Origin of the sequence: Fictibacillus phosphorivorans, assembly GCF_001619875.1 — a bacterium.
Lineage (GTDB): Bacteria > Bacillota > Bacilli > Bacillales > Fictibacillaceae > Fictibacillus > Fictibacillus phosphorivorans_B.
Map to the genome: position 1 here is coordinate 768,631 of NZ_LRFC01000038.1, position 25,894 is coordinate 794,524.

General features: G+C 39.0%; 29 protein-coding genes. 22 read left to right on the top strand and 7 right to left on the bottom strand.

The features are described 5' to 3' along the window. Positions 1-176 precede the first annotated feature (176 nt). The 7 genes from AWM68_RS19540 (at position 177) to AWM68_RS22155 (ending at position 5,607) form a co-directional block, all read left to right on the top strand. Positions 177-749 carry a DUF4256 domain-containing protein gene (locus AWM68_RS19540; protein ID WP_066245551.1) on the top strand — a complete coding sequence of 191 codons (573 nt, stop codon included), beginning with the start codon at positions 177-179 and terminating at the stop codon, positions 747-749. 387 nt (positions 750-1,136) lie between these two features. After that, on the top strand, positions 1,137-2,681 hold the full coding sequence (locus AWM68_RS19545) for a malate:quinone oxidoreductase (RefSeq protein WP_066245553.1): 1,545 nt from the start codon (positions 1,137-1,139) through the stop codon (positions 2,679-2,681). A 216-nt stretch (positions 2,682-2,897) separates the two neighbouring features. Beyond that, the gene (locus AWM68_RS19550) at positions 2,898-3,086 is read left to right on the top strand and encodes an alpha/beta-type small acid-soluble spore protein (protein WP_066245554.1); all 189 of its coding nucleotides are present in this window, start codon (positions 2,898-2,900) and stop codon (positions 3,084-3,086) included. A gap of 184 nt (positions 3,087-3,270) precedes the next feature. Then, on the top strand, positions 3,271-3,417 hold the full coding sequence (locus tag AWM68_RS21780; protein WP_197468207.1) for a hypothetical protein: 147 nt from the start codon (positions 3,271-3,273) through the stop codon (positions 3,415-3,417). 34 nt (positions 3,418-3,451) lie between these two features. Continuing rightward, entirely contained in the window at positions 3,452-4,087 is a 636-nt protein-coding gene (locus AWM68_RS19555; protein WP_066245556.1) for an FMN-dependent NADH-azoreductase, read from the top strand. Between the two features lie 120 nt (positions 4,088-4,207). Then, positions 4,208-5,110 carry an AEC family transporter gene (locus AWM68_RS19560; protein ID WP_066245776.1) on the top strand — a complete coding sequence of 301 codons (903 nt, stop codon included), beginning with the start codon at positions 4,208-4,210 and terminating at the stop codon, positions 5,108-5,110. Between the two features lie 314 nt (positions 5,111-5,424). Next, positions 5,425-5,607 carry a Spo0E family sporulation regulatory protein-aspartic acid phosphatase gene (locus AWM68_RS22155; RefSeq protein WP_419865599.1) on the top strand — a complete coding sequence of 61 codons (183 nt, stop codon included), beginning with the start codon at positions 5,425-5,427 and terminating at the stop codon, positions 5,605-5,607. Between the two features lie 4 nt (positions 5,608-5,611). Here the strand turns inward: AWM68_RS22155 and AWM68_RS19570 are convergent, their stop codons facing one another. Beyond that, a complete protein-coding gene (locus AWM68_RS19570) occupies positions 5,612-6,508 on the bottom strand; it encodes a LysR family transcriptional regulator (RefSeq protein ID WP_066245560.1) in 897 nt (298 codons plus the stop codon). A gap of 280 nt (positions 6,509-6,788) precedes the next feature. Between AWM68_RS19570 and AWM68_RS19575 the strand changes: the two genes are divergently transcribed. Beyond that, positions 6,789-7,280, top strand: a complete 492-nt coding sequence (locus tag AWM68_RS19575; RefSeq protein WP_066245562.1) for a GNAT family N-acetyltransferase — start codon at positions 6,789-6,791, stop codon at positions 7,278-7,280. A gap of 126 nt (positions 7,281-7,406) precedes the next feature. Beyond that, complete coding sequence (locus AWM68_RS19580) at positions 7,407-8,030, top strand: methanogen output domain 1-containing protein (RefSeq protein ID WP_066245564.1); 624 nt, start codon at positions 7,407-7,409, stop codon at positions 8,028-8,030. 21 nt (positions 8,031-8,051) lie between these two features. Here AWM68_RS19580 and AWM68_RS19585 read toward each other — a convergent pair whose 3' ends face one another. Beyond that, positions 8,052-8,939 (bottom strand): STAS domain-containing protein, encoded by an 888-nt coding sequence (locus AWM68_RS19585; protein ID WP_066245565.1) that lies wholly within the window; start codon positions 8,937-8,939, stop codon positions 8,052-8,054. A gap of 174 nt (positions 8,940-9,113) precedes the next feature. Next, the gene (locus AWM68_RS19590) at positions 9,114-9,314 is read right to left on the bottom strand and encodes a cold-shock protein (RefSeq protein WP_066245567.1); all 201 of its coding nucleotides are present in this window, start codon (positions 9,312-9,314) and stop codon (positions 9,114-9,116) included. A 377-nt stretch (positions 9,315-9,691) separates the two neighbouring features. Here AWM68_RS19590 and moaA point away from each other — a divergent pair, with 377 nt between their 5' ends. The 9 genes from moaA (at position 9,692) to AWM68_RS19635 (ending at position 17,135) form a co-directional block, all read left to right on the top strand. Further along, on the top strand, positions 9,692-10,711 hold the full coding sequence (gene moaA / locus AWM68_RS19595; protein ID WP_066245569.1) for a GTP 3',8-cyclase MoaA: 1,020 nt from the start codon (positions 9,692-9,694) through the stop codon (positions 10,709-10,711). A 242-nt stretch (positions 10,712-10,953) separates the two neighbouring features. Further along, a complete protein-coding gene (locus AWM68_RS19600) occupies positions 10,954-11,808 on the top strand; it encodes a VOC family protein (RefSeq protein ID WP_066245571.1) in 855 nt (284 codons plus the stop codon). A gap of 77 nt (positions 11,809-11,885) precedes the next feature. After that, positions 11,886-12,560 (top strand): TVP38/TMEM64 family protein, encoded by a 675-nt coding sequence (locus tag AWM68_RS19605; protein WP_066245573.1) that lies wholly within the window; start codon positions 11,886-11,888, stop codon positions 12,558-12,560. Positions 12,561-12,794: 234 nt separating this feature from the next. Beyond that, the gene (locus AWM68_RS19610; protein ID WP_066245575.1) at positions 12,795-13,337 is read left to right on the top strand and encodes a peroxiredoxin; all 543 of its coding nucleotides are present in this window, start codon (positions 12,795-12,797) and stop codon (positions 13,335-13,337) included. 153 nt (positions 13,338-13,490) lie between these two features. Then, the gene (locus AWM68_RS19615) at positions 13,491-13,940 is read left to right on the top strand and encodes a TlpA family protein disulfide reductase (RefSeq protein ID WP_066245577.1); all 450 of its coding nucleotides are present in this window, start codon (positions 13,491-13,493) and stop codon (positions 13,938-13,940) included. 11 nt (positions 13,941-13,951) lie between these two features. Next, a complete protein-coding gene (locus AWM68_RS19620; protein WP_066245579.1) occupies positions 13,952-14,389 on the top strand; it encodes a Dps family protein in 438 nt (145 codons plus the stop codon). A 214-nt stretch (positions 14,390-14,603) separates the two neighbouring features. After that, positions 14,604-16,223 carry an ABC-F family ATP-binding cassette domain-containing protein gene (locus AWM68_RS19625; RefSeq protein WP_066245583.1) on the top strand — a complete coding sequence of 540 codons (1,620 nt, stop codon included), beginning with the start codon at positions 14,604-14,606 and terminating at the stop codon, positions 16,221-16,223. 75 nt (positions 16,224-16,298) lie between these two features. Beyond that, complete coding sequence (locus AWM68_RS19630) at positions 16,299-16,613, top strand: MGMT family protein (RefSeq protein WP_156488470.1); 315 nt, start codon at positions 16,299-16,301, stop codon at positions 16,611-16,613. A 33-nt stretch (positions 16,614-16,646) separates the two neighbouring features. Then, a complete protein-coding gene (locus tag AWM68_RS19635) occupies positions 16,647-17,135 on the top strand; it encodes a GNAT family N-acetyltransferase (protein ID WP_066245585.1) in 489 nt (162 codons plus the stop codon). 131 nt (positions 17,136-17,266) lie between these two features. On the opposite strand, the gene AWM68_RS19640 is transcribed toward AWM68_RS19635, so the two are convergent. After that, positions 17,267-18,085, bottom strand: coding sequence for a serine/threonine protein kinase (locus AWM68_RS19640; RefSeq protein ID WP_066245587.1), 819 nt, complete (start codon positions 18,083-18,085; stop codon positions 17,267-17,269). 25 nt (positions 18,086-18,110) lie between these two features. After that, entirely contained in the window at positions 18,111-18,296 is a 186-nt protein-coding gene (locus tag AWM68_RS19645; RefSeq protein WP_066245589.1) for a hypothetical protein, read from the bottom strand. 249 nt (positions 18,297-18,545) lie between these two features. On the opposite strand from AWM68_RS19645, the gene AWM68_RS19650 reads away from it, so the two are divergent. Together AWM68_RS19650 and AWM68_RS19655 are read left to right on the top strand one after the other, a co-directional pair. Then, the gene (locus AWM68_RS19650) at positions 18,546-18,776 is read left to right on the top strand and encodes a DUF2198 family protein (RefSeq protein WP_066245591.1); all 231 of its coding nucleotides are present in this window, start codon (positions 18,546-18,548) and stop codon (positions 18,774-18,776) included. Between the two features lie 318 nt (positions 18,777-19,094). Continuing rightward, positions 19,095-19,382: a hypothetical protein gene (locus tag AWM68_RS19655; protein ID WP_066245592.1), complete on the top strand. Its 288-nt coding sequence runs from the start codon at positions 19,095-19,097 to the stop codon at positions 19,380-19,382. Between the two features lie 137 nt (positions 19,383-19,519). Here the strand turns inward: AWM68_RS19655 and AWM68_RS19660 are convergent, their stop codons facing one another. Then, the gene (locus AWM68_RS19660; protein WP_066245594.1) at positions 19,520-20,392 is read right to left on the bottom strand and encodes a sulfite exporter TauE/SafE family protein; all 873 of its coding nucleotides are present in this window, start codon (positions 20,390-20,392) and stop codon (positions 19,520-19,522) included. A 254-nt stretch (positions 20,393-20,646) separates the two neighbouring features. Between AWM68_RS19660 and uvrB the strand changes: the two genes are divergently transcribed. Together uvrB and uvrA are read left to right on the top strand one after the other, a co-directional pair. Further along, the gene (uvrB, locus tag AWM68_RS19665; RefSeq protein WP_066245779.1) at positions 20,647-22,623 is read left to right on the top strand and encodes an excinuclease ABC subunit UvrB; all 1,977 of its coding nucleotides are present in this window, start codon (positions 20,647-20,649) and stop codon (positions 22,621-22,623) included. 6 nt (positions 22,624-22,629) lie between these two features. Next, entirely contained in the window at positions 22,630-25,497 is a 2,868-nt protein-coding gene (gene uvrA, locus AWM68_RS19670; protein WP_066245596.1) for an excinuclease ABC subunit UvrA, read from the top strand. Between the two features lie 94 nt (positions 25,498-25,591). Here uvrA and AWM68_RS19675 read toward each other — a convergent pair whose 3' ends face one another. Beyond that, entirely contained in the window at positions 25,592-25,795 is a 204-nt protein-coding gene (locus AWM68_RS19675) for a hypothetical protein (protein ID WP_066245598.1), read from the bottom strand. Between the last annotated feature and the right edge of the window lie 99 nt (positions 25,796-25,894).

Here is a 25,894-nt window from a genome sequence, read left to right on the forward strand (position 1 = left end):
GTAACAAAACAGGCAAATACACCAAACAAACATGAATGCATCTGTTTCATAAAACTAAGAAAATTGTATTGGGGAGGAAAAGTATATACATTATTAAAGTAATCCTCTCATTCTCATTTAGCGATAATTTATTGTAAGCTTAAACACATACAGTGAAAAAACCAGGAGGTACGATGATGACAAAGACGATTAATAAAAAGGAGCTCTCACAAGAACAACGTGATGAATTACTCCTAGTATTAAAAGAACGTTTTGAGAAAAACATGCACCGCCATAAAGATCTGGAATGGTCTAAGATCCAAGCTAAGTTAGAGGTTAGCCCTAAAAAACTATGGTCTCTCAATGAAATGGAAATAACGGGTGGAGAACCAGATGTTGTTGAATACGATATAGAGAAGGACGAATACATTTTTTATGACTGTTCAGCCGAAAGCCCTAAAGGCCGCAGAAGTATTTGTTACGACCGTGAAGCGCTTGAGGCAAGAAAGAAACATAAACCAGAAAATTCCGCTATGGATATGGCAGCTGCCATGGGCATTGATCTTTTGACAGAAGAAGAATATCGAAATTTGCAGAAGCTAGAAAATTTTGATAAGAAAACTTCCAGTTGGGTTCAAACGCCTTCTGATATCAGAGAACGCGGCGGTGCTCTTTTTTGCGATTTTCGCTACGGGCATGTCTTTTTATATCACAACGGAGCAGATTCCTACTATGGTGCTAGAGGGTTTCGGGGCTCATTAAGGGTATAATATTTTACAAAGTACAGCTTACTTTTCTTTTTAATTTTTCAACTACCGAGTGCATTTCTTTATGAAGAAGTGCGCTTTTTTAATGGGTTTAAAGGAGTCAGTGCTTAGCTTTTTATACGGAAGGCAATGACTAGGAGATCACACACTCTCAACAAAGGGGAATAGTCGTTTAAATGTGCTCCTAAACTGTGTGTATAGAATTGTCACTTTATATCAGCTATCAAATAATTTATAATTATCATATAAGCGTAAATATTTATTCTGTAAGTAAGTGTAATATACGATGATATTGTTTTAATGGATACAAAACAAGTGGACGGCTAGTTCGTGCCTTGCTTGGTAATGCCTACATTTTTATGCAAATTTTAAAAGAAAAGGTTGATAAAAATGAGCAACAAAGAAACTAAAACAGACGTCATTTTAATTGGTGCCGGAATCATGAGTGCGACATTAGGTACTCTTTTGAAGGAGCTCGCACCAGAATGGGAAATTACAGTTTATGAAAAGCTCGCTCGTGCAGGAGAGGAAAGTTCTAATGAGTGGAATAACGCCGGAACGGGACATGCTGCACTCTGTGAACTTAACTATACAGTTGAAAAACCTGATGGAACTGTAGATATCAGTAAGGCTATTAAGATTAACGAACAGTTTCAGGTTTCCATGCAATTCTGGTCTTATCTTGTGAACAGTAAGCTGATCCAAAATCCACAAGATTTTATTATGCCATTGCCTCATATGAGTATGGTGCAGGGTGAAGAAAATATATCCTTTTTGAAGAAACGTTTTGAAGCGATGGCCAATAATCCTCTGTTTAAAGGGATGGAGTTTTCAGACGATCATAAGAAATTAATGGAGTGGATTCCGCTTATTATGCAAGGACGTCCAGCTGACGAACACATTGCGGCTACTAAGATCGACTCTGGAACGGATGTGAACTTTGGTGCTTTAACTCGAATTCTGTTTGACCACTTACAAACGAAAAACGTAGATATTCAATACAAACATAGTGTTGAAAATTTAAAACGTACGAGCGATGGTTCGTGGGAATTGAAAGTGAAGAATGTGGATACTGGATTAGTAGAGCGTAAGACAGCTAAATTCGTCTTTATTGGAGGCGGTGGCGGAAGTCTTCATTTACTTCAAAAGTCAGGTATTCCTGAAGGCAAGCATATTGGAGGATTCCCAGTAAGCGGAATCTTTATGGTATGTAAAAACCCTGATGTTATAGAGCAGCAGCATGCTAAAGTCTATGGAAAAGCTAAAGTTGGTGCACCGCCAATGTCTGTGCCTCACCTTGATACAAGATACATTGAAAATAAAAAATCGTTGCTGTTTGGACCGTTTGCCGGCTTCTCGCCGAAATTTTTGAAAGCGGGTTCAATGTTTGATTTAGTCACTTCTGTTAAGCCGAATAATGTCTTAACGATGCTAGCGGCAGGCGCAAAAGAGATGTCACTGACCAAATATTTAATTCAACAGGTTCTGTTATCAAAAGAACAGCGCATGGAAGAATTGCGAGAGTTCATCCCGAATGCGAAGGCTGAAGATTGGGATTTAGTAGTGGCCGGCCAGCGCGTACAGGTTATTAAGGATACGGAAGTTGGAGGAAAAGGAACGCTGCAATTTGGTACTGAAGTGATTACAGCAGCTGATGGTTCGATTGCAGCATTGCTAGGCGCTTCACCTGGTGCTTCTACTGCCGTTACGGTTATGCTCGAAATTCTTGAAAAATGCTTCCCAAATCATATAGATGAATGGGAGCCGAAAATCAAAGAAATGGTACCTTCTTATGGTACAGCTTTAATGGATAACCCAGAGCTTCTGGAGGAAATTCATCGTTCAACGGCAGAGGTGCTTGCACTTAGCAAAAAAGAGCCATCTTTAGCCGACTTTTCAAATGGTGAAACAGAGCAATTGCCTGAAACGGTTTAAATATTTTAGGAAACTAGATTAATACCCATAGAATAAAAAAAAGAGCTGGCATTTGTGCAAGCTCTTTTTTCTTTGTTAAAAAGCAATTAAGCTATTACTCGGGATCATCTTAATAAAGATTACAAAAACCAACTTTTTCAAAAGTTTGAAAATGGGATGTATAGAAATATAGCTTAGTGGGATTCTAAAAATAGAAAAGAAAGGGAGGTGAATAGAATGGCTAGAAACAACAATCAATTAGTAGTACCTGGAGCTCAAGGTGCTCTTGATCAAATGAAGTATGAAATCGCTTCTGAATTTGGTGTGAATCTTGGACCAGACACAACTTCTCGTGCTAACGGATCAGTAGGTGGAGAAATCACGAAGCGTCTTGTAATCCAAGCTTTAAGCGGACAACGCTATTAATTCAATCTTTTGGCTACGGCTATCTGTTGCGAGCAGATAGTCTTTTTATTTTGCACTGAATCTAATGTTATATTTCTCACTTAAACCGAAGTGGCAAGCGAAATATATTTTATAAAACACTCTTCGTTATGAATCAATTTTTAAACAACCGTTTAAACTATCACTGTTGGAGGTGATTGTTGAAATGAACGATGAAAAACCGTTGCACTTTGATGGAAGTCTTTTAAACCAAGAGGGATTTGACAAAGATTCGCCTGAAAAACCTTTTGTTTTAACAGATGAGATGAGAGCGAACATAAGCGGAAACCCTTATATGAACCAAAGTGAATAATGAATGAGACAACGAAAGGCAGGATTTTAAAAAAATGACAAAAGTTTTATATATTACAGCACATCCTCATGATGACCAAGTTTCATACAGCATGGCTGTCGGAAAGGCTTTTATTGAACAATACAAACAAGTCAATCCGTCTGATGAAGTGGTGCATATCGACTTATATAAAGAAAACATCCCTCATATTGACGTTGATGTATTTAGTGGATGGGGAAAACTCCAGTCAGGTAGCGGGTTTGATGATCTATCACAAGAAGAGAAAACAAAAGTTGGCAGACTTTCAGAACTATGCGAGCAGTTTATTTCAGCGGATAAATATGTATTTGTAACACCAATGTGGAACTTTTCCTTTCCACCAGTCATGAAGGCGTATATTGATTCAATTGCTGTGGCAGGAAAAACGTTCAAATATACAGAACAAGGTCCAGTCGGACTTTTAACGGATAAAAAAGCATTACATATTCAGGCGCGTGGCGGAATTTATTCCGAAGGACCAGCAGCTGCGATGGAGATGGGGCACCGTTATTTGAGTGTAATTATGCAATTTTTTGGAGTACCTTCGTTTGAGGGTCTTTTTGTAGAAGGACATGCAGCAATGCCTGATAAAGCAAACGAAATTAAAGAAAATGCGATTGCCCGAGCGAAGGATCAGGCACATACGTTTTAGTCGTTAAAACTGAATACATGAAGAGTCTTAGCCGTTGTGCTATGATTATGAAAGAATGAGCTGATCATCGTTGGTCAGCCTTTTTTCGTTGCAACCATGAGAAAGAAGGGGTAGGACATGATAGAGCTGTTACGTATTATTCTTCCTGTATTTGCGATCTTTACCATCGGATTTATAGGCCAAAAAAGTATGGGATTTGAAACGCAAACTCTTTCAAAAATGGCGCTCTATCTTATGTCACCTTTCCTTGTTTTCCGTACGTTTTACGATACGACTTTTACGAAGACGTATGGATATATGCTCATTTATACGCTTATTCTTTGTTTTGTTCTGATCGGTCTTGTATATCTGATTAGTTACATTAAAAAATACAACATGCGAGAAACGTGCGGAATAATTTTAGCTTCTGCCTTCATGAACAATGGAAACTACGGTACCCCTGTTGCACTCTTTGCGTTCGGAGCGGCGGGATTAGATTATGCGGTTGTTCTGATGGTTATTCAGCAGCTCGTGATGTGTACGGTTGGTGTTTATTATGCAGCAAAAGGGAGCCCTGAAAACGATGGGGTTTCATCTGCGCTAAGAGCGGTACGACGAATGCCGATTGTATACGGCGCAATCGCAGGGGTGGCATTTCAGCAGTTGGGTATCCCCATTGAAGGTTCAGTCTCAGAAGCGCTTGATCTAGTGGCAAACGCTGCAATTCCAACCATTATGATCATCCTTGGAATGCAACTCGCTAAGATTTCATTAAGGAATGTTCAAGTTGAAAAACTAACATATTCATTAATACTGAAACTGGTGATTTCACCCGTCATCGCGTTTGGCATCACGCTGTTCTTACCTGTTGATGATATGCTAGCTGCAATCATGATTCTTATGGCCGCAATGCCTTCAGCCGCAAACACAACGATGTACGCCCTGCAGTTTGGAACAGAACCCGATTTTGTTTCGAGTGCAACACTAGTCAGTACTTTATTTTCACTGATTACGTTGCCGCTCTTACTCGTGATTTTGCTGTAATAAAAAGGAGAACTCAAAAGTAAAGGATGCTTTTGAGTTTTTTGTTTGCAAATTATGAAGCGCAGCCTTTAAATGTGCTTTCTGCATAGACATTAATGGGTGGTTGTGTGCGTGAGAAAAACACACACAATATATTCACGTTAGCTTTTTAATGCAATTTCAAATAATAAGGAGTCATTCTTAACAGGTGAAGTTATATTAAGAAATATTGATTTATAGTTAATAATTTCTTAATTTACATAATAATGGATAAGGCCTATCATAAATACATACCCCATTATGGGGAGCATTTTGTGTTTAGAAAGGAAATCAATATGGATGAAGATTTGAGGATATTATTGCAAGAAATTAAAATATGTCGTCAACAGATGTATGATCTCAAACCAAGTTCCAATGATTTTTCTGATCCAGAACTCGTAGTACAGAGTCAAAAGCTAGACAAGCTAATTTATCTATACCAAAAACTAACTATAAAGCACATTCAGCCAGCAAAATAAGAAATTACTGATCCAGCAAAAACTTCACTTTCTCTCTAAATTGTTTTGCTTCTGGTGATAGACCTTTTGTTAAAGGGTAGAGTGTCCAGAAATCTTGATAGATAAGTTCCGGATTCTTAAAAGGAATGATGGCCAGATTGCCGTTTTTTACATCTGCGTTATGTTTAAACGTAAAGTTAAATACAAAAGAAAAGGCATGGCCATCTAAAATCGCTGAACGCATAACTTCTATGTTGTTAGATGAAAAAAGAATTTGTCCATTTTTTACGTATTTGTCTTTATACATCCTGCCGCCTTTGGAATTATAGATTACTATTTTTTCGTTTGTTACCTCATCAGGTGTAAGGAATTCTTTATAGTACAAAGCAGATCTTTTGCCAGCGCAAACGCATACATGTCCTGTGTACAATCGTTTATATCCAATTCCTTCGTGCTGAAGGGGGGATAACTCATATTCTGTAAACGGACTTAAGCCCACATCGATATGGCCGTTCTTCAGTTCCTCTAAAATATGTTCTTGATCTATTTCCTTAATCATGACATTCGTTTCTGGAAATTCCTCATGAAACAACAAAAAGGCATCGTAAACAATATACATAAGCGCTGGGGCACATCCTACGTTTAAAACATGTTTTTTGGCTTGTTGTTTAGAAGCGAGTTCTTCGTGTAATTCCTGCATCTTTTTAAGAATCTCATAGGCTTTTGCAACAATAAACTTTCCATCTGGCGTAGGAATCGTACCATGTCTAGATCGACTGAAGATCGTAACACCAAACTCTTTTTCCAGTTGCGAAATAGACTGAGAAATAGCCGATGGTGATAAATGAAGTTTGTCAGCTGCCTTTGTAATGGAGCTTTCTTTTGCCACTTCCACAAGGTATTTCATTTGTTCTAAGTTCATAAGAATCTCCTTTGATTAAGCCATGATTAACAAAAGAATAATTATATTCATTTTATCTTAATCGATATGTTGTTTGTATACTATAAAAAAATTATTTTTTACCCTAAAATGTTCTGCTATACCAGAAAAAGAGACTGTAAATACAGCAGGGAATGTTCTTTAATTGAAAAAATCTTATTAACTATCTTCATTTAGAGAGAATCAAAAGAGGCTGATATGGTCTCTTTTTTTGTCAGGAAAATAAGTTAAACTAGAAACAGTTATGAAAGGGGGATGTAAGATGATTGAAACGAGCCGTCTTCTATTATTGCCATACACGTATGAAAGGGTAGTGGCCACATTAAAGGGAAAACGGGATCTTGAAAACTTACTAGGATACAAGGTTTCAAATGAATGGCCTAGTCCTCAATATATGAAGTTGATTAAGATGAAAAAAGACAAACTTAAACGAGCACCTGAAGTGAGTATTTGGAGCAGGATAGTTGTACATAAAGAATCCGGCACATTGATTGGTGAAATTGGATGTAAAGGGGGTCCTGATGAAAAGGGAACCGTTGAGATCGGCTATGGAATGGTAAATGAAGCGCGTAATAATGGTTTCGCTACAGAGATGGTCATTGGATTAACGGACTGGCTATCTGCACATCCTGAGGTAAAAAGAATAATAGCAGAATGCCTGATTACCAATATTCCTTCTGCAAAAGTATTAGAAAAATCAGGATTCAAATTGATTAATAAAAATCACGAAATGCTTTATTGGGAAAAGAGCTGAAAATTATTTACTTGGGTAAGCAAAATAAGGTTTCAAACCGCATTTAAAGGGTATCCAAAGAGTGTTGTCCATATCTTGCCAAAATAGCTACACACCAAGTAACAAACGAGAAAGGGTAGATGCAGTATGAACCTTTCAAAAGGTGAATTGAATGGACACACTTTTTTAGCAAAACTTATTACTCAATATGCCTATATCCATAGAAAAGCAATTGGTCCTGCTGCCGAAAAATATATTGAGCAGCTAGGTCTTCGGACAGGTGAATGGATTGAGGGTTTTTATGAAGATCCACTAAACTGGACAGTTGATGAATATGTTCATGTGATTGTGGATTTGAAAAATTCAATCGGTGGGCATTTTGAGATTGTCAGTGTAAATCCTGACCATGTAATAGTTCGTGCAAAAGAGTGTCCTTTCGGGGAATTTGTTAAGGATGCACCGCACTTATGCAAAATGACATCTAGTGTTTTTGGAGGAATTGCAGCACGAAAATTTGGTTATGGAAAAGTTACATTGCGTCAACGAATTGCCTTAGGGCATCCGATGTGTGAAATAGCCATTTACTTTCAGCCTGATGAACGAGAAACAGGCGATATTTATCAAAACGTTCCAATAACCCCTGAAAACGGAGATCCTTTCACTTGGGAGGAAGAAACCATTAGTATGCTTAATAACGAATTAAAAAGAAGCGACGATATGGTACTATCTCTATTACAGGAACTAGAAGAGTTAAAACGCGGAAAATCCTAAATGTTATGAACAGACCCTTCGTCAGAGTCTGTTCTTTTTATTAGATGCGTCCAGTTTGCCGTATCCAAAATCGGCTAGTGCTTGACGCAAGTTTCCTTTTAGTGTGATTTCATCAAAGTTTAAATTAAGACTAACAGAAGTTTGTGCGATTTCGGGACTTAATCCTGTTAGGGTTGTTTTTACACCTAAAATTTTTAACGTTGAAACGAGCTGAAAGAGACGATGAGCAACCATCGTATCTATGTAACTTACCCCTGATAGATCAATAACGAGAGAAGTAATCTCATGTTCCAAACATTGCTCTAATGTAGATTCAAGTAAGAGTTTTGCCCGATTGGTGTCAATGTCACCGACTACTGGAAGTACAGCTACACCAGGGAAGAGGGGAACAACTGGAACGGAAAGCTCTTGAAGAGACAAATGGAATTTTTGAGTAATCTCTTTGTAATTCATGACGTAAGACTTGCTGAATGCTTGCACAGCATGATCAATCATCGGATTTATTGTTGTTGAAATATGCAAAACCGAATCCAATGACATGGATTGCAGTGAACCCTCTTCTTTTATAAAATCCCATATCACTTCCCGATAATAAGAGGTGCTTTCAAGTGAGACATCGAGTGGCTGTCCTGAGTGAACGGCCAGCATGCCGATATTTTCTCCCCATTCGAAGATCGTGCTTTTCGTATCCGTAATTTTTCCGGACACGGCATCGCCAATTAATCGGATAAAGGAAATGGATTGTTGGAGTCCTTCATATTCATTCATTTGAGCGCCTTGGTGAAGTGGTACATATGAACCGCCATTCTTCATGTTAGTCATGATCTTCTCTGCGATTAGAACTGCATTTTCAGTGATTCGCGTGCCGATTTCGATTTGATCTTGTGTTAGCTTCAATTGAAGATCCATTTTGAACTCCTAATAGTTTAAGACGTTAAACTTATTCTAACAAAAATAATAGACACGTGTTTGAATTTATTGAAAAATTTTTAAAAGTATGAAATAAAGGAGTTGACGAGGTTTTTTTGAGGAAAACAAAAAAACAGGCCTCTTCTACAAGAGTCCTGTTTATCTATAGGGTTATTATGCTTTACGTACGTTAGTAGCTTGAGGTCCGCGTTGTCCTTGTTCAACTTCGAACGTTACGTCTTGACCTTCGTCTAAAGATTTGAAACCTTCAGCTTGGATAGCTGAGAAGTGTACGAATACATCGTCTCCACCTTCGCGCTCGATGAAACCGAAACCTTTTTCTGCGTTAAACCATTTTACTTTACCTTGTTCCATTTTTGTTGCCTCCTGTCGTGCCAATCCGCACAATAATACTATCTCTGCTCAAAAATATCAAGATAATTGGTTTACCTGTACAATCGAACAAAAATAATTCCTATTTATCGTAACACTTTCATAACCAATAAACAAGTGCTGATGGAAAAAGGAAATCAATATTTAGTAGCGGGTATCGCATAAAGCCACTAGAATAAGGATATGTTGAAGAAATTGTAGGAAAATATGATAAAAATGATCTATGTAAACCTTTGCAATAGTGATTAAGCCCTACTTAATCTGCTTTTAACAGCGCTTATTATTTAAGCGATTTCAGTTTGAACTTCCTTTTATTCATGGTACATTGGTAAAAATACTAAAACAAATGGCGTGATGATATGAAGAAGAGTAATGTAATTACTGATCGTTTGCATCGTCCCCTTCAGGATTTGCGGATCTCTGTAACCGATCAATGCAATTTTCGGTGCACCTATTGTATGCCCAAAGAAATATTTGGACCGGACTATCCGTTTTTAACACAATCAGAGCTGCTTTCATTTGATGAGATCGAGCGAATTGCTTCTCAGTTTGCCCGCGCTGGTGTGGAAAAAATCCGTATTACCGGTGGCGAGCCTTTGCTCAGAAAAGGACTTCCAGCACTCTTGAAACGGCTCCGAGCAATAGATGGCATACGTGATATCGCATTAACAACGAATGGTATACTTCTGCCAAGATTAGCGGGTCAGTTGAAAGAAGCAGGTATGGACCGGGTTACGGTAAGCTTAGATACACTCGATGATCATCTGTTTGGAAGAATCAATGGAAGAGGAGTAGGCGTTAAACCTGTCTTAAAAGGTATCGAAGCTGCTCATCAAGCTGGTCTTTCAGTCAAAGTAAATATGATGGTCAAAAAGGGAATCAATGATGGAGAGATTCTCCCAATGGCGCGGTATTTTAAACATACACCTTACGTTTTACGGTTTATTGAATATATGGATGTTGGCACTTCAAATGGATGGAATTGGGATGATGTTGTATCAAAGAGTGAGATTTTATCCATTATCGGGGATGAAATGCCGTTAAATCCGATCGATCAAAACTATTACGGTGAAGTCGCAAAACGATACCGTTATCGGGATGGACATGGTGAGATCGGAATCATTTCTTCTATTAGTGATACCTTTTGTTCTACTTGTACGAGAGCGAGATTATCTGCAGATGGAAAAGTTTATACGTGCCTTTTTACTGGCAAAGGAACCGATTTCAAACACTTCCTTCGCGATGGTGCGTCAGATGAAGATCTCTTCCAACGGATTGTGGAAACTTGGGGCAATCGTGCTGATCGCTATTCAGATGAAAGAAGAGAACAAGGTGCTCGTGAGCAAAATAAAATAGAGATGTCTTATATAGGGGGCTGAGGAATCAGTCTCTTTTTGTTGTTTAAAAATAAAAATACAGTTGATTACAGGCAGGTCTCTATTTATAGGGAAAACATCAACGTTTTGCATCTTAGATAAATCATTTGGAATTCAATCCGTATATTATCCGTGTTCTCGAAGGATACTGCTAAGAGAATTTTGCAGTTGAAGTTTGTTAATAACCATTCTATAATTACTTACATAAAGTAATTTAATAATTAATTTGAAAGAAGGTTATATATATGACACCTATTCATAAGGATACTCATATCGGAAGTGTTACATTAAAAGTAAGAAACCTGGAAAAATCAGTCCGCTTTTATACAGAAACGATCGGTCTAAGACTATTAACCAAAAGTCAGTCTGTTGCCGAATTAACAGCAGATGGCAAAACACCGCTTATCATTTTAGAAGGTAATTCAGCTCTTCAACAAAGACCCGTAAAAAGTGCAGGTTTATATCACTTGGCTTTACTTGTACCAACTAGAAAAGACCTTGCGAATATTCTGTATCATTTCATTGAAACAAACACTCAGCTCTTAGGTGCTTCTGATCATAAATTTAGTGAAGCCATCTATCTTCAAGACCCTGAAAATAACGGAATTGAAGTGTATCGCGATGTGGATCGAACAGAATGGGTTCGTGATGAAAGAGGAAAATTGCCTGCTGTCAGCGAACCTTTAGACGTACAGGGATTATTGAATGAAAGAGAAACAAATGCATGGAACGGAATTCCTCAGAACACCGTAATGGGGCATGTTCATTTAAACGTTGTTAGTGTACAGGAAGCAGAACATTTTTATGTGAACGTATTAGGATTTGAAGAGCAAACACGAATGGCGCACCATGCCCTATTTATCTCAGCAGGGGGATATCACCATCATATTGCATTGAATATTTGGAACGGCCCGAACACTGTGGCAGCTCCTGATGACGCGACTGGTCTATTGCAATATGAAATTATTGTTCCTGGAAAACAGGAGCTTCAGAAATTGATAAGTGCACTAGAACAAGACGAAATTCCATATATAGTTGAAGGGGATCGCATATCTTTAAAGGATCCAGCAGGTAATGGAGTGGTAATTAAGCCTTCTTAAGTTTATGATTGACATCTTTTAGGGAATGTTTGTATTACAAACAATTCATAAAAAAGTCTGAGCAAAGAGGGGTCATTATGAAGAAAAAAACAGGGGTGAAGTTAACAGCGATTTTTCTAATAGTTGTAATCTTGTTAGCATTAAACCATTTTGTTTTTGAAATAACCCCAATATCTTTGCGCGATTGGGTCTTGTCTTTCGGGATGGTCGCACCCATTATATATGTCATTTTGAATGTAATACGTCCATTTACGCTGTTTCCGATATCCGTTCTGTCACTTGCTGGCGGTTTGGCTTTTGGTGTTTTATGGGGTACGGTGTACACGGTTTTTTCCGCTACTATTGGCGCAATACTTTCTTTTTATATTGCAAAACATCTAGGAGGCCGTTGGTTAAAAAAGAAATCGTCTGCACCTTCTAGGGTTGAAAAATGGCAAAAAAAATTAAAAGAAAAAGGATTTGTATATATTTTGCTGTTGCGGATTATTCCGGTATTAAATTTTGATCTTGTAAGCTATGTAGCAGGTATTTCAAAGCTAAAGCTTCGTTCTTATATTATGGCCACGATTTTAGGTGTCTTGCCAGGGACCCTTGCATACAATTTACTTGGCGATAGCTTCATTAAGGGAAATGGAGCCGTGATTGCTGTAGCGATAGGAATCGTTCTTCTCGTAGCTTGTATTCCAATTCTTTTAAAGAACAAAGAACTCCTAACAAATCAATTGCAGCAACATAAAGAAGATAATGCTTAAACCTTGCTCTTAACATGGAGCAAGGTTTTTTTTTTTGTTCTGGCAACATTTTGCTGTCTTGAAAGTAGTTAGTTTCCGTGAAAATACACGAGTTATGAGCACAATACTTGTTCCTTAATAATAATTATTATAAATTAGTATTGACTTCAAAAAAGAAGTAAGTATAATAAAGAATGTGAATAAAACGTGATAATGATTTTCATTATCATTTAAAGGTATAAGGAGTGAATTTTAATGGCAGAACGTATGGTAGGTAAACAGGCACCTCGCTTTGAGATGGAAGCGATCATGCCGAATAAAGAAACAAAAAAAGTAAGTTTAGAAGAGAACATGAAAAATGGAAAATGGACGGTTCTTTTCTTTTACCCAATGGACTTTACATTTGTTTGTCCGACAGAAATTACAGCATTGTCTGACAGATACGATGAGTTTGAAGATCTGGATGCAGAGGTAATCGGCGTTTCTACAGATACCGTACACACGCACTTAGCTTGGATTAACACAAGCCGTGACAATAATGGACTTGGTGAATTAAACTATCCGCTCGCTGCAGACACGAACCACCGTGTTTCTCGCGATTATGGCGTTTTAATTGAAGAAGAAGGCGTTGCCTTAAGAGGGCTATTCATTATCAATCCAGAAGGTGAAATGATGTATCAAGTCGTTTTCCATAACAACATTGGCCGAGATGCTGACGAAACTTTGCGGGTTCTTCAAGCATTACAAACAGGAGGCCTCTGCCCAGCGAACTGGAAGCCAGGACAAAAGACACTTTAAGAAAATTGAGTGAAAATGGCTTGAAGCGGCGGGATGGGGGAGCCTCCTAAAAAGGCACAATGCGCGAGGAGGCTCACTGTACTCTCCGTAAAAACCGAGCAACAACTTAAACAAACAATCTAAACAAACGTTAACTTTTGGAGGAAATAAAAGATGAAATTACGTGAACAAATGCCTGACCTAAATGGTGCTACTACTTGGTTGAATGATGAAGTAACAAAAGAAGAATTAGTTGGAGAAAAAGCAACATTGATTCATTTTTGGTCCGTGAGCTGCGGTCTTTGTAAAGAAGCGATGCCTGATGTGAACGAACTTCGTGACGAATATGAAGATGACTTGAACGTAGTGGCTGTGCACATGCCGCGTTCTGAAAACGATCTGGACATGAGTGTCATCGAACAGATGGCAATCGGTCATGATATCACGCAGCCAATCTATGTGGATAGCGAGCACAAATTGACGGATGCTTTTGAAAACAAATATGTCCCTGCTTACTACGTTTTTGATAAAGAAGGTAAGCTTCGTCACTTCCAAGCTGGCGGAAGCGGAATGGACATGCTTCGCAAACGATTGAACCGTGTATTAAATGAAGAAACAAAATAAGGGGAGATGAAATGATGAATACGATCCAAGATGTACTGAATCGCCAAGTAGCAAACTGGAATGTACTATTTGTTAAACTGCACAACTATCATTGGTATGTAAAAGGACCACATTTTTTCACACTGCATGAAAAGTTTGAAGAGCTGTACAATGAAGCAGCAACAAACATTGATGAACTGGCTGAGCGACTGCTCGTTCTAAAAGGAACACCTGTAGCAACAATGAAAGAATACTTGGATCTGGCTACAGTTCAAGAAGCAAAAGGAAGCGAAACGGCAGAAGAGATGGTGCAAAACGTGATTAACGATTTTGAGCTTCTAATCGCTGAAATTAAAGAAGGAATGGAAGTAACCGAGCGCGAAGGTGATGAAGTGACGCATGATATGTTACTATCCGTTCGAGAAAGTCTTGCAAAACACAACTGGATGTTGCGTGCATTCGTAAGCTAAAACAGGTAAAGAGTGACTTCGGTCGCTCTTTTTTTATTGGAGGCTAATGAATGAAGTATGAATTATTTACAGAGTGTACAAGATTGTAAGGTTAAACATGGTGAATTTATGATACAATCAATAAGTATGCATTTTTGTATGATACGGATTGATTATTTCTATGAAAGCTGAATGATTATGTCTGCAAGCTTTATATAAAAGGAGAGATTTCCATATGATTACGGTAACTAACGTCGGTCTTCGCTACGGTGACCGCAAGCTGTTTGAAGACGTTAATATAAAGTTCACGCCAGGAAACTGCTATGGTTTAATCGGTGCGAACGGTGCGGGTAAATCTACATTTTTAAAAATTCTATCTGGTGAAATTGAAGCGCAAACAGGTGACGTGCACATGACACCAGGCGAACGTCTGGCTGTATTAAAGCAGAACCACTTTGAGTATGAAGATCAAGAGGTTATGCAAACCGTTATCATGGGCCATGCCCGTCTTTATGAAGTGATGCTAGAGAAGGACGCAATCTATATGAAAGCTGATTTCTCAGACGAGGACGGAATCCGTGCAGCTGAACTTGAAGGTGAGTTTGCTGAACTTAACGGGTGGGAGGCTGAATCTGAAGCGGCGATCCTTCTTAAAGGGCTAGGCATTAAAGAAGATCTTCACACGAAAAAGCTTGCTGAATTGACAGGTTCTGAAAAAGTAAAAGTATTATTGGCTCAAGCTTTATTCGGTAAGCCAGATGTTCTCTTACTGGATGAGCCTACGAACAACTTGGACCTTCAAGCAATTCAATGGCTGGAAGATTTCTTAATTAACTTTGAAAACACAGTTATCGTTGTATCCCATGACCGTCACTTCTTAAACAAGGTATGTACGCACATGGCTGACCTTGATTTTGGTAAGATCCAAATCTACGTCGGGAACTACGATTTCTGGTACGAGTCTTCTCAATTAGCCCTTCGTATGGCACAAGACCAAAACAAGAAAAAAGAAGAGAAGATTAAAGAACTTCAAGCTTTCGTTGCGCGTTTTAGTGCGAATGCTTCAAAATCCAAACAAGCAACATCGCGTAAGAAGTTGTTAGATAAAATTTCTTTAGATGATATCCGACCGTCTTCTCGTAAATATCCGTACGTGAATTTTGGTATCAACCGTGAGATCGGTAACGACCTTCTTCGTGTTGATGGCCTAACAAAAACGATTGACGGCGTAAAAGTGCTTGATAACGTGAGCTTTATCATGAACAAGGACGACAAGATTGCTTTTGTTGGTAAAGAAGAGATCGCGATCTCCACTTTATTTAAAATTCTAATGGGCGAGATGGAAGCGGACAGCGGAACTTACAAGTGGGGTGTAACAACATCTCAAGCGTTCTTCCCGCGTGACAACTCTAAGTACTTTGAGGGCAGTGAGCCGACACTAGTAGATTGGTTGCGTCAATACTCTCCTGAAGACCAAACGGAAAGCTTCCTGCGCGGATTCCTTGGCCGTATGCTCTTCTCAGGCGAAGAAGTTATGAAGAAGCCATCCGTATTATCTGGAGGAGAGAAAGTGCGTTGTATGCTTTCTAAGATGATGCTTAGCGGTTCGAACGTGTTGATTTTAGACGATCCGACAAACCACTTGGATCTAGAATCGATTACGGCATTAAACAACGGTTTAATCAGCTACAAAGGTTCATTGATGTTCACATCACATGACCACCAGTTCGTTGAAACGATCGCAAACCGTATTATTGAGATCACGCCAAAAGGAATCATCGATAAGCAAATGTCTTACGATGAGTACTTGGCTAACGACGAATTGAAGAAACAGCGTCAGCTTATGTATCAATAAAACATGCAAGGAGTGTTAAGTCTTTTTCATAGATTTAGCACTCTTTTTTTGGATTTTTTTAAAGGGGGAAAAGGTGTGGAGCGTTTTACGGAAAATGTAATAACGATTATTAAAGAGATTCCGCGGGGCAAAGTGATGTCGTATGGCCAGATCGCGCGTAGCGCAGGAAATCCTCGTAGTGCCCGACAAGTCGTTCGCATTCTTCATTCAATGAGCAGGAAGTATAATCTTCCGTGGCATCGAGTGGTTAACGTAAAAGGGGAGATACCCATGGAGGATGAAGAATTTTTTATCTCACAAAAATCATTATTAGAACAAGAAGGTATCCAGTTTAAAGGGAAAAACAAGATAAATATGGAATTCTACAGATATCAGCCGATTGAAGAATAGACGGTTTAGTAAATATATGGGGAGTCGAAGGATATGAGCGTTAAAGATTCACTATTAAAAAAAGCGGCAATTCAAGAGAAAGACATCATAAGCAACTTAATGCAGTTCTACTTTTATGATTTCTCTGAGTTTATAGACATGAATGTGGGGAATGCAGGCTTGTATAGCGGTTATCCGTATCTCGATCAATATTGGGAAGAAGACGGAAGGTATCCTTACCTTATTGAATCAGAGGGGAAGTATGCAGGGTTTGTTTTAGTAAGAGAGGTTGTAGAGGAAGGTCAGAAGTACTGGTCAATCGCAGAATTTTTTATCATGAAAAAATTCAGGCGTACGGGTTTAGGTCAGCGGGTTGCTCATCAAGTGTTTGACAGCCATAAAGGAAACTGGGAAGTAGGTCAGATTGAGAAAAACAAACCTGCTCAAATTTTTTGGAGAAAAGTGATCGGTAATTATACAAATGGTCAGTTTGAGGAAAAAACAGAAGAGGGAATGATTCTCCAAGTTTTCTGCAATAAATAATTTTTTTGAGGCGGTCTCTTATGAGTACCGCATTTTATTTTTGTGAAAGTCTTAGAGGGGATTTTAGGGAATACCTTTTAGAATACATAGAAAAAAGGATAAATTCACACGAAAAAGCCCCTAAAATAGCTTTAGGGGCGTTTCGCTTTTACATGCATGCTAGTTATAGCGGTTTTGACACTGATAACAGATTGGAACGGCTCATCCAACTGCAGCATTTTACGTAGTATCGATTTTAAGGACGGGGAGATCTCTAATTCTTCTTCCCAGCTTCTTTCTTTCTTAGATTGAGGTTCATAAGAAGAATAAAGAAGAAACAGTGCAAAATGACCGAGTGCAAATAGATCACTTTTAACGGACACTGCCCGCATCCGTAGTTTCTCTGGATGATCGTTTAGGTCTTGAAATTCTTCGTCAGTTACAAAACAAGCTAGCCCAAAATCGATAATGTGAAGCTTTCCATCCCTTAGTATAATGTTTGGAATTCGCAGATCGCGATGTATGATTCCTTTTTGGTGAAAGTTTTCTACAATATTTAATAATTCCAGCAATATATGAATTGTTTCCTTTTCACTATAGGTTTTCTGATCTCGGAAAATCATGTCTTCGAACGTGTCGCCTTTGACCCATTCCATAACGATAAAGAAGCCATGTTCATTTTGAAATTCATCGAGAAGATTCGGAACATGCTCGTGCTGCTCCAATACCTTTAACATTTGAGTCTCTCTTTGAAAAGAACGAATACCGCTATCTGTTTTTGCTTTCGTTTTCCGAAGCTGTTTTAACACTATGGAATCGCCCTTTTTAATATCAAATGCTATATATGTGATCCCGTAACTCCCCATACCAAGTACTTCTTTAATTTTGTAACGGCCATGGATCAGAAGCTCTGCTTTAAGGGGCCTGTCGTAAACTAAGCGTTGAAGACCGTTCCACCATTCAGTAATCATGATTCGTTGTTAGTGAAAGAGATGTTCAGCTGCTAAAGAAGCTGCTTCTCTTTTTCTTCTTGTAATGCTTGTGTCCATATCCGCCATAATGTTTCTTTCCAAAATCACTGCTGCTGTATTTCTTATACTTCTTTTTGTACTTGTAACCTGAGCTGCTGTATTTTTTGTAGCTTTTATGTCCCAATAATGATTTTAATAGCTTCATTAACATGATGAAACCCTCTCCTTTAATAAACGATTTTTGTTAAGGATATTCGTACTTTTAAAGCAATATCCTACTGTACGTACTTTTAAACAGAAAGTTTCATTGTGGGAAATGGGGTCTGACCCCAAACAATTTATTTCCCTCAACAATTTCCTTGTTTTTGTCTAGAGAGTTTTGTTAAATTTAGAGAGGTATATATGTACGTTTACAAAAGCTATTTTTTGGGGTTGTTCAAGGAGAGGGGTTTTTTGTTTCATGTTGGAGTATGTTTTTGCAGTTTTGCTGCCTGTATTTTTACAGCTGCTTTTTAATAGAGTGCTATTTACAAAATATTTGCCGTTAGGAATAACGATCATTATTTTAATTTTTGGTTTTGATGGCTTGAATCAGCCATTACCTCTCCAAATCGTTGCTGTCATCTTTACGATCATCGGATTTTTACTAGGGCTCAAAATTTATAATAAACAAAAAAGAAAAGTTAGATAGAAAAAGACGTCACCTTTACGAGTAACGAGTTCGGTTTTAGGGTTCAAAAATTAAATTAACACGTCAATTAGCAGTCCGATTCGTAACTGATTTGGATTGCTTCTTTTTTTGTTTATTTTGTAGCGGTATAACCAAATTATTGAACAAATTAGCATTCGTATTTGTAACCTTTTTGACAGGTTGACAGAAATTATTGTCAACGTGCAATTTGTATGTGAATTGTAATGTGAATGCGATGCTAATATTAAAATTTTATTGACAGGTTTATTGGATATTAATGTTAAAGTATAAGTAAGCTTTTTTAATCGGAGGAAGAAAATGAAGACAAACGAAGAAGCGATTTGGCAAATGATTAAAGATACTTTTGCTTATTTTAAGTACCTCACTCTGTCAAAAGAAACAAAGACTGAAATGAATATAAATTTAGTAAAAGAAAAATATTGGTTTCAACAATTAGTGATAAAACAACCATCTATACTTAAAATGATAGAAGGAGATAAAGAAATAAGAGAATATTTTTCATCAAGAAAGATGGTTAGGAAATTGCTAAGTGACAAGGAGGAACGCCAACGTTTTAAAGATTTGTTAAACGATAAAATGACCTAACAGAAAAGTTAAAAGAAAAATGAAAGCTCAGACCTTTATTGTAAGGTTCTGAGCTTTTTTTATGTGTATTTATAGCTAAATTCCTTGCTAATTTAAAGCTGATTTCTATTTTGTACTTCAAAACCGAACCTGTTACTTTACGAGGTAGACGTCTTTCCTTTTGTATGAGAAATGGTTTCTTTTAAGAAGAGAATAAGCATTGTTAACACATAAAGTGTAATAACAGCGAGTCCGACTTTGTCAAAGTGTAAAAGTTTAAGAACAACTGAAATTAAGATTGTTATATATAATGCACCTAAATACTTTTGTACCTGTTCGCTTGAATAGATCGTCGTAAGCTTTGCTCCAAGTTGAGTCCCCACTAATGCACCGAGAATTAATAAGATCCCCAATTTGTAGTCAAGATGAACCGAGGAAGCATACGTTAAGAATCCAGCTGTTACAATCAAGAATACACTGACTAAACTTGTTCCTACCGCTTTTCTTGATGGAAAATTCATTAAAGAGATGAGCATCGGTACCATTACAAATCCTCCGCCAACACCCAATGTTGTAGAAATGAAACCACCTGTAAATCCAATAAAGATGGCATTAATCCAAGAAAAACGAATTTCAGTGGATGACTTCTCCGTATTGGTGCGTTTTGATTGCTTGTAAAGCAGGGAAAGGGCAAAGTAAGCAAGAAGCACAATATAAAATACAGGGATTACTGTATCGTCATAGCCCTTTTTCTCAAACCATACGACCAGTGGATGAGCGACTTGAGTGGCTACTACCCCAACTAATCCTAATACAGCGGCCGTTTTCCAGATAATATTCTTGTATTTAAGATGTGCTGCAACTCCAGAAACACTTGTCCCGATTGAGTACATGAGACTCGTCCCAATTGCTGAAAGAGGCGGAATGCCGAATAAAATTAAAACGGGGGTCAGAATAAAGCCTCCGCCGATACCGAAAATACCAGAAAAGATTCCGATGCTCAAACCTAGCAGTATGTAGAAAAATTCCATTGTATAACTCCTTTTGGGGACACACCTAATACAATTTCCCCTTAACCCTTGGTATGGCTTGTGGGAAATGGGGTCAGACCCCACACAATTTATTTCCCAACAAGCGCCTATCAATAAGTATAACACTTTGCTTTCTTTCCAGAAACTTCTGCGAATATTTGTTCGTAATTATTAGGTTTTTGGATATGGCCTGTGATATAATTTGAGTAACCAGAATTTAGGAACGGAGGTTCGGTTTTGTGAGTCAAAGTCAGATGTTCGATATCAAATCTAATTATCAGCCACAAGGGGATCAGCCCGCAGCGATCAAGCATCTTGTGGAGAATATTAATGCAGGGAAAAAGAGTATGACCCTGCTTGGTGCGACCGGAACAGGGAAGACGTTTACGGTTTCCAACGTTATTCAGGAAGTAAACAAACCGACTCTTGTGATTGCTCATAACAAAACACTAGCCGGACAGCTTTATAGTGAGTTAAAAGAATTTTTCCCGAACAACGCAGTTGAATATTTTGTTTCGTATTACGACTATTATCAGCCAGAAGCATACATTGCTCATTCTGATACGTACATTGAAAAAGATGCAAGCATCAACGACGAAATAGATAAACTACGCCACTCTGCCACTTCTTCATTATTCGAGAGAAAAGACGTTATTATTGTAGCCAGTGTTTCGTGTATTTATGGTCTAGGATCTCCAGAAGAATATAAGGACATGGTCATCTCTTTAAGAGAAGGAATGGAAAAAGACCGCGATCAGCTTCTTCGTGACCTTGTTGATATCCAATACAACCGAAACGACATTAACTTTACGCGCGGTACGTTCCGCGTTAGAGGTGATGTCGTTGAAATCTTCCCAGCCTCACGTGATGAACGTTGTTTGCGTGTGGAGTTTTTTGGTGATGAGATTGACCGAATTACAGAAGTGGACGCACTAACTGGTGAAATTCTAGGTGAACGCAACCACGTCGCCATTTTCCCTGCATCTCACTTCGTTACTCGTGAAGAGAAAATGAAACTAGCGATCAAACGCATTGAAGCAGAACTTGAAGATCGCCTGAAAGAGCTGAACGAAGCTGGCAAGCTGCTAGAAGCGCAGCGGCTCGAACAGAGAACGAGATACGACCTTGAGATGATGGCTGAAATGGGCTTTTGTTCAGGAATTGAGAACTACTCTGTTCACCTGACACTGAGACCGTTAGGGTCCACACCTTATACATTGCTTGACTACTTTCCAGACGATTCATTAATCGTAATTGATGAGTCGCATGTTACACTTCCGCAGATTCGTGGAATGTTTAATGGAGACCAAGCTAGAAAAGGGGTTCTAGTGGATCACGGATTCCGTTTACCTTCAGCAAAGGATAACCGGCCGTTAACGTTTGAGGAATTTGAGGGGTACACAAAGTTTCAGCATATTTATGTTTCAGCAACCCCTGGTCCGTATGAACTTGAGCACGCTCCAGAACCTGTTGAGCAGATTATTCGTCCAACGGGGCTCCTAGATCCTACACTAGAAGTCCGTCCGATAAAAGGACAGATCGATGACTTGCTCGGTGAGATCAATGAGAGAATCGAGAGAAATGAAAGAGTTCTCGTTACGACATTAACGAAGAAAATGTCTGAGGATCTTACTGATTATTTTGTTGAACTTGGTATTAAGGTTCGCTATCTTCATTCCGAAATCAAGACGCTCGAACGGATTCAGATTATACGTGACCTCCGTCTTGGTGTGTTTGATGTTCTCGTTGGGATCAACCTGCTTCGAGAAGGATTAGATATCCCTGAAGTATCACTTGTTGCCATTTTGGACGCCGATAAAGAAGGTTTTCTGCGTTCAGAACGTTCACTTATTCAGACGATTGGACGTGCGGCGCGTAATTCCAACGGTCACGTTATCATGTATGGTGATAAAATCACAAAATCCATGCAGATTGCGATTGATGAAACGCAGCGCAGACGTCAGAAGCAGATGGAGCATAACGAAAAGCACGGTATAACACCTACAACCATTAAAAAAGAAGTGCGTGATGTTATTCGTGCGACACAAGCTGCGGAAGAAACTGAAACGTATACGGGCGCAACAGCTCCTAAACAAAAAATGAGCAAAAAGGATCGCGAAGCCTTTATCGAGCGTATGGAAAAAGAAATGAAGGATGCTGCGAAGAACTTGCAGTTCGAACGTGCAGCAGAGCTTCGTGACCTCATACTTGAGTTAAAAGCGGAAGGATGATTGCAGTTGGCAACCAATCAAAACATTATCGTTAAGGGTGCTAGAGCCCATAATTTAAAAAATATAGATATTACCATCCCGCGAGATAAGCTGGTTGTTCTAACCGGCTTATCTGGTTCGGGCAAGTCTTCACTTGCTTTTGATACGATCTATGCAGAAGGTCAGCGCCGTTATGTTGAGTCCTTGTCTGCCTATGCCCGTCAGTTCCTCGGACAGATGGACAAGCCGGATGTTGATTCTATCGAAGGTCTTTCACCTGCCATTTCGATCGATCAAAAAACAACAAGCCGTAACCCGCGCTCAACAGTAGGTACGGTTACGGAAATCTATGACTATCTTCGTCTTCTATTTGCACGAATCGGACGACCGGTATGTCCGATTCATAACGTAGAAATTACCTCTCAAACCATAGAACAAATGGTAGACCGGATTTTAGAATACCCTGAACGTACGAAGCTTCAGATTTTGGCACCCGTCGTATCAGGGCGAAAAGGTGAACATGTTAAAGCGTTAGAAGATATTAAGAAACAAGGTTATGTCCGTGTGCGCATTGATGGGGAAATGCGCGAGATATCAGAAGAAATTAAACTTGAAAAAAATAAAAAGCATACGATTGAAATCGTGGTTGACCGTATCGTTGTCAAAGAGGGTATCGCTACTCGTCTAGCAGACTCTCTAGAAGCTGCTCTTAATCTGGGCGGTGGCAGTGTTGTGGTGGATGTTATGGGAGAAGAAGAGCTTTTATTCTCTCAAAATCACGCTTGTCCACATTGCGGATTTTCTATTGGCGAACTCGAACCCCGACTGTTTTCATTCAACAGTCCATTTGGGGCATGTTCATCATGCGACGGATTAGGCGTTAAGCTAGAGGTGGATCCGGAGCTTGTTGTTCCAGACTGGAGCCGTTCTTTACGGGATAACGCGATCGCACCATGGGAACCGATCAGTTCTCAATATTATCCTCAGCTTTTAGAAAGCATCTGTAATCACTTTGGTATTGATATGGGTGTTCCTGTGCAAGATCTGCCGAAAGATCAAATGGACAAAATTCTGAACGGCAGCAAAGAGTATCTGACGTTCCGCTATAAAAATGACTTTGGTCAAGTGCGTAAGAACGAAATTCAATTTGAAGGTGTGCTGGGCAACATTCAGCGCAGATATCGTGAGACAAGCTCTGACTATATCCGTGAGCAGATGGAAGGATATATGGCACAAAAGCCTTGTCCGACTTGTAAAGGACACCGTCTGAAAAAAGAAGCACTCTCTGTATTAATCAACGGAAAACATATCGGAGAAACAACGGCGCTTTCCATTACGGAAGCTAAAGCATTCTTTGATAACCTTGAACTTACGAATAAAGAACGTGCAATTGCCAAACTGATTCTACGTGAAATTGTTGATCGTTCTGGATTCCTCATCAATGTGGGATTGGATTATCTCACACTAAGTCGAGCAGCTGGTACGTTATCAGGCGGAGAAGCACAGCGTATCCGCTTGGCGACACAAGTAGGGTCTCGTTTGATGGGTGTTCTCTATATTCTCGATGAGCCTTCAATCGGTCTTCACCAGCGTGATAATGATCGACTTATTCGAACGCTTGAAGAAATGCGCTCACTCGGCAATACCTTAATTGTCGTTGAACATGATGAAGATACGATGCTAGCGGCAGATTATATTATTGATATCGGTCCTGGTGCAGGCGCACATGGTGGTGTGATCACGTCACAAGGAACGCCACAAGAAATTATGGAAGACCCGGCATCACTAACTGGACAATATTTGTCTGGCAAGAAATTCATCCCACTACCGAAAAAGCGCAGAAAACCTGATGGCCGATATATTGAGGTGAAGGGTGCAACTGAAAACAACTTGAAGAATGTTTCTGCCAAGATCCCATTAGGATTATTTACAGGAGTTACTGGTGTTTCTGGTTCAGGAAAAAGTACACTTGTAAACGAAATTCTTCATAAAGCTCTTGCACAAAAGCTTCACCGTGCAAAAGAAAAGCCAGGTGCGCACAAATCCATAAAAGGTCTTGAGCATATCGACAAAGTTATTGATATCGACCAATCACCAATCGGACGCACACCGCGTTCAAACCCTGCAACATATACAGGTGTTTTTGATGACATTCGTGATGTATTTGCAGCAACAAATGAAGCAAAAGTGCGCGGGTATAAAAAAGGACGTTTTTCTTTCAACGTGAAAGGCGGACGTTGTGAAGCATGCCGTGGTGACGGTATTATCAAGATCGAGATGCACTTCTTACCGGATGTCTATGTGCCATGTGAAGTGTGCCATGGAAAACGTTATAACCGAGAAACGTTAGAAGTAAAATATAAAGGAAAAAACATTGCCGATATTTTAGATATGACGGTTGAGGATTCCGTAGAGTTCTTTGCCAACATCCCTAAAATCAAGCGAAAGCTTCAGACGATTTTGGATGTAGGTCTTGGATATATTAAACTTGGACAATCCGCTACAACCCTCTCAGGTGGAGAAGCGCAGCGTGTGAAACTTGCTTCACAGCTTCACAAGCGCTCAACAGGTAAAACGATTTACATTCTAGACGAACCTACAACAGGGCTCCACGTCGATGATATCTCTCGTTTACTCGTTGTTCTGCAGCGATTGGTTGATAATGGGGATTCTGTTCTAGTTATCGAGCATAACCTTGACGTGATCAAGCAATGTGATCATTTGGTCGACCTTGGGCCAGAAGGCGGGGACAAGGGAGGTACAATCGTTGGAGCCGGTACGCCAGAAGAACTTGCAGAAATCGAAGCTTCTCACACTGGCCGGTATCTTGCCCCAATCTTAAAACGTGATAAGAAGCGTATGACCAAAAAGGTAAAAGAAAAAGAAACCGTTTAATAGCGAATGAATCTAGATCAGACCCATCATTTATAGGGTTTGATCTTTTTTTATAAAAAAAGCACCTCCCACTAACGGGAAGCGCTCAACCATTCTATTTGTATTTTTCCTCTGAGGACGAAGAATTCTTTGTGCCTTCCTTATCCTTTTCTTCACGTTTTTCTTGTTTTAAGTCTTCCATCGGAATAGGATCGACATTTTGTTCACTTTCAAATTTATCAAACAAACTTTCTTTATCTGTTTTGTATTGTTCAGGATTGTCCATCTTTTTTTCTTGCTTCTTTTTTGTCTCAGCCATTAGACATCACTCCTGTTCGTATTTGTTTATCCATTCCTTTAAATATCGAACTTTAAACAAATTCTCCTCAAAACGACAATTATCGTTTAAAATAAGTGG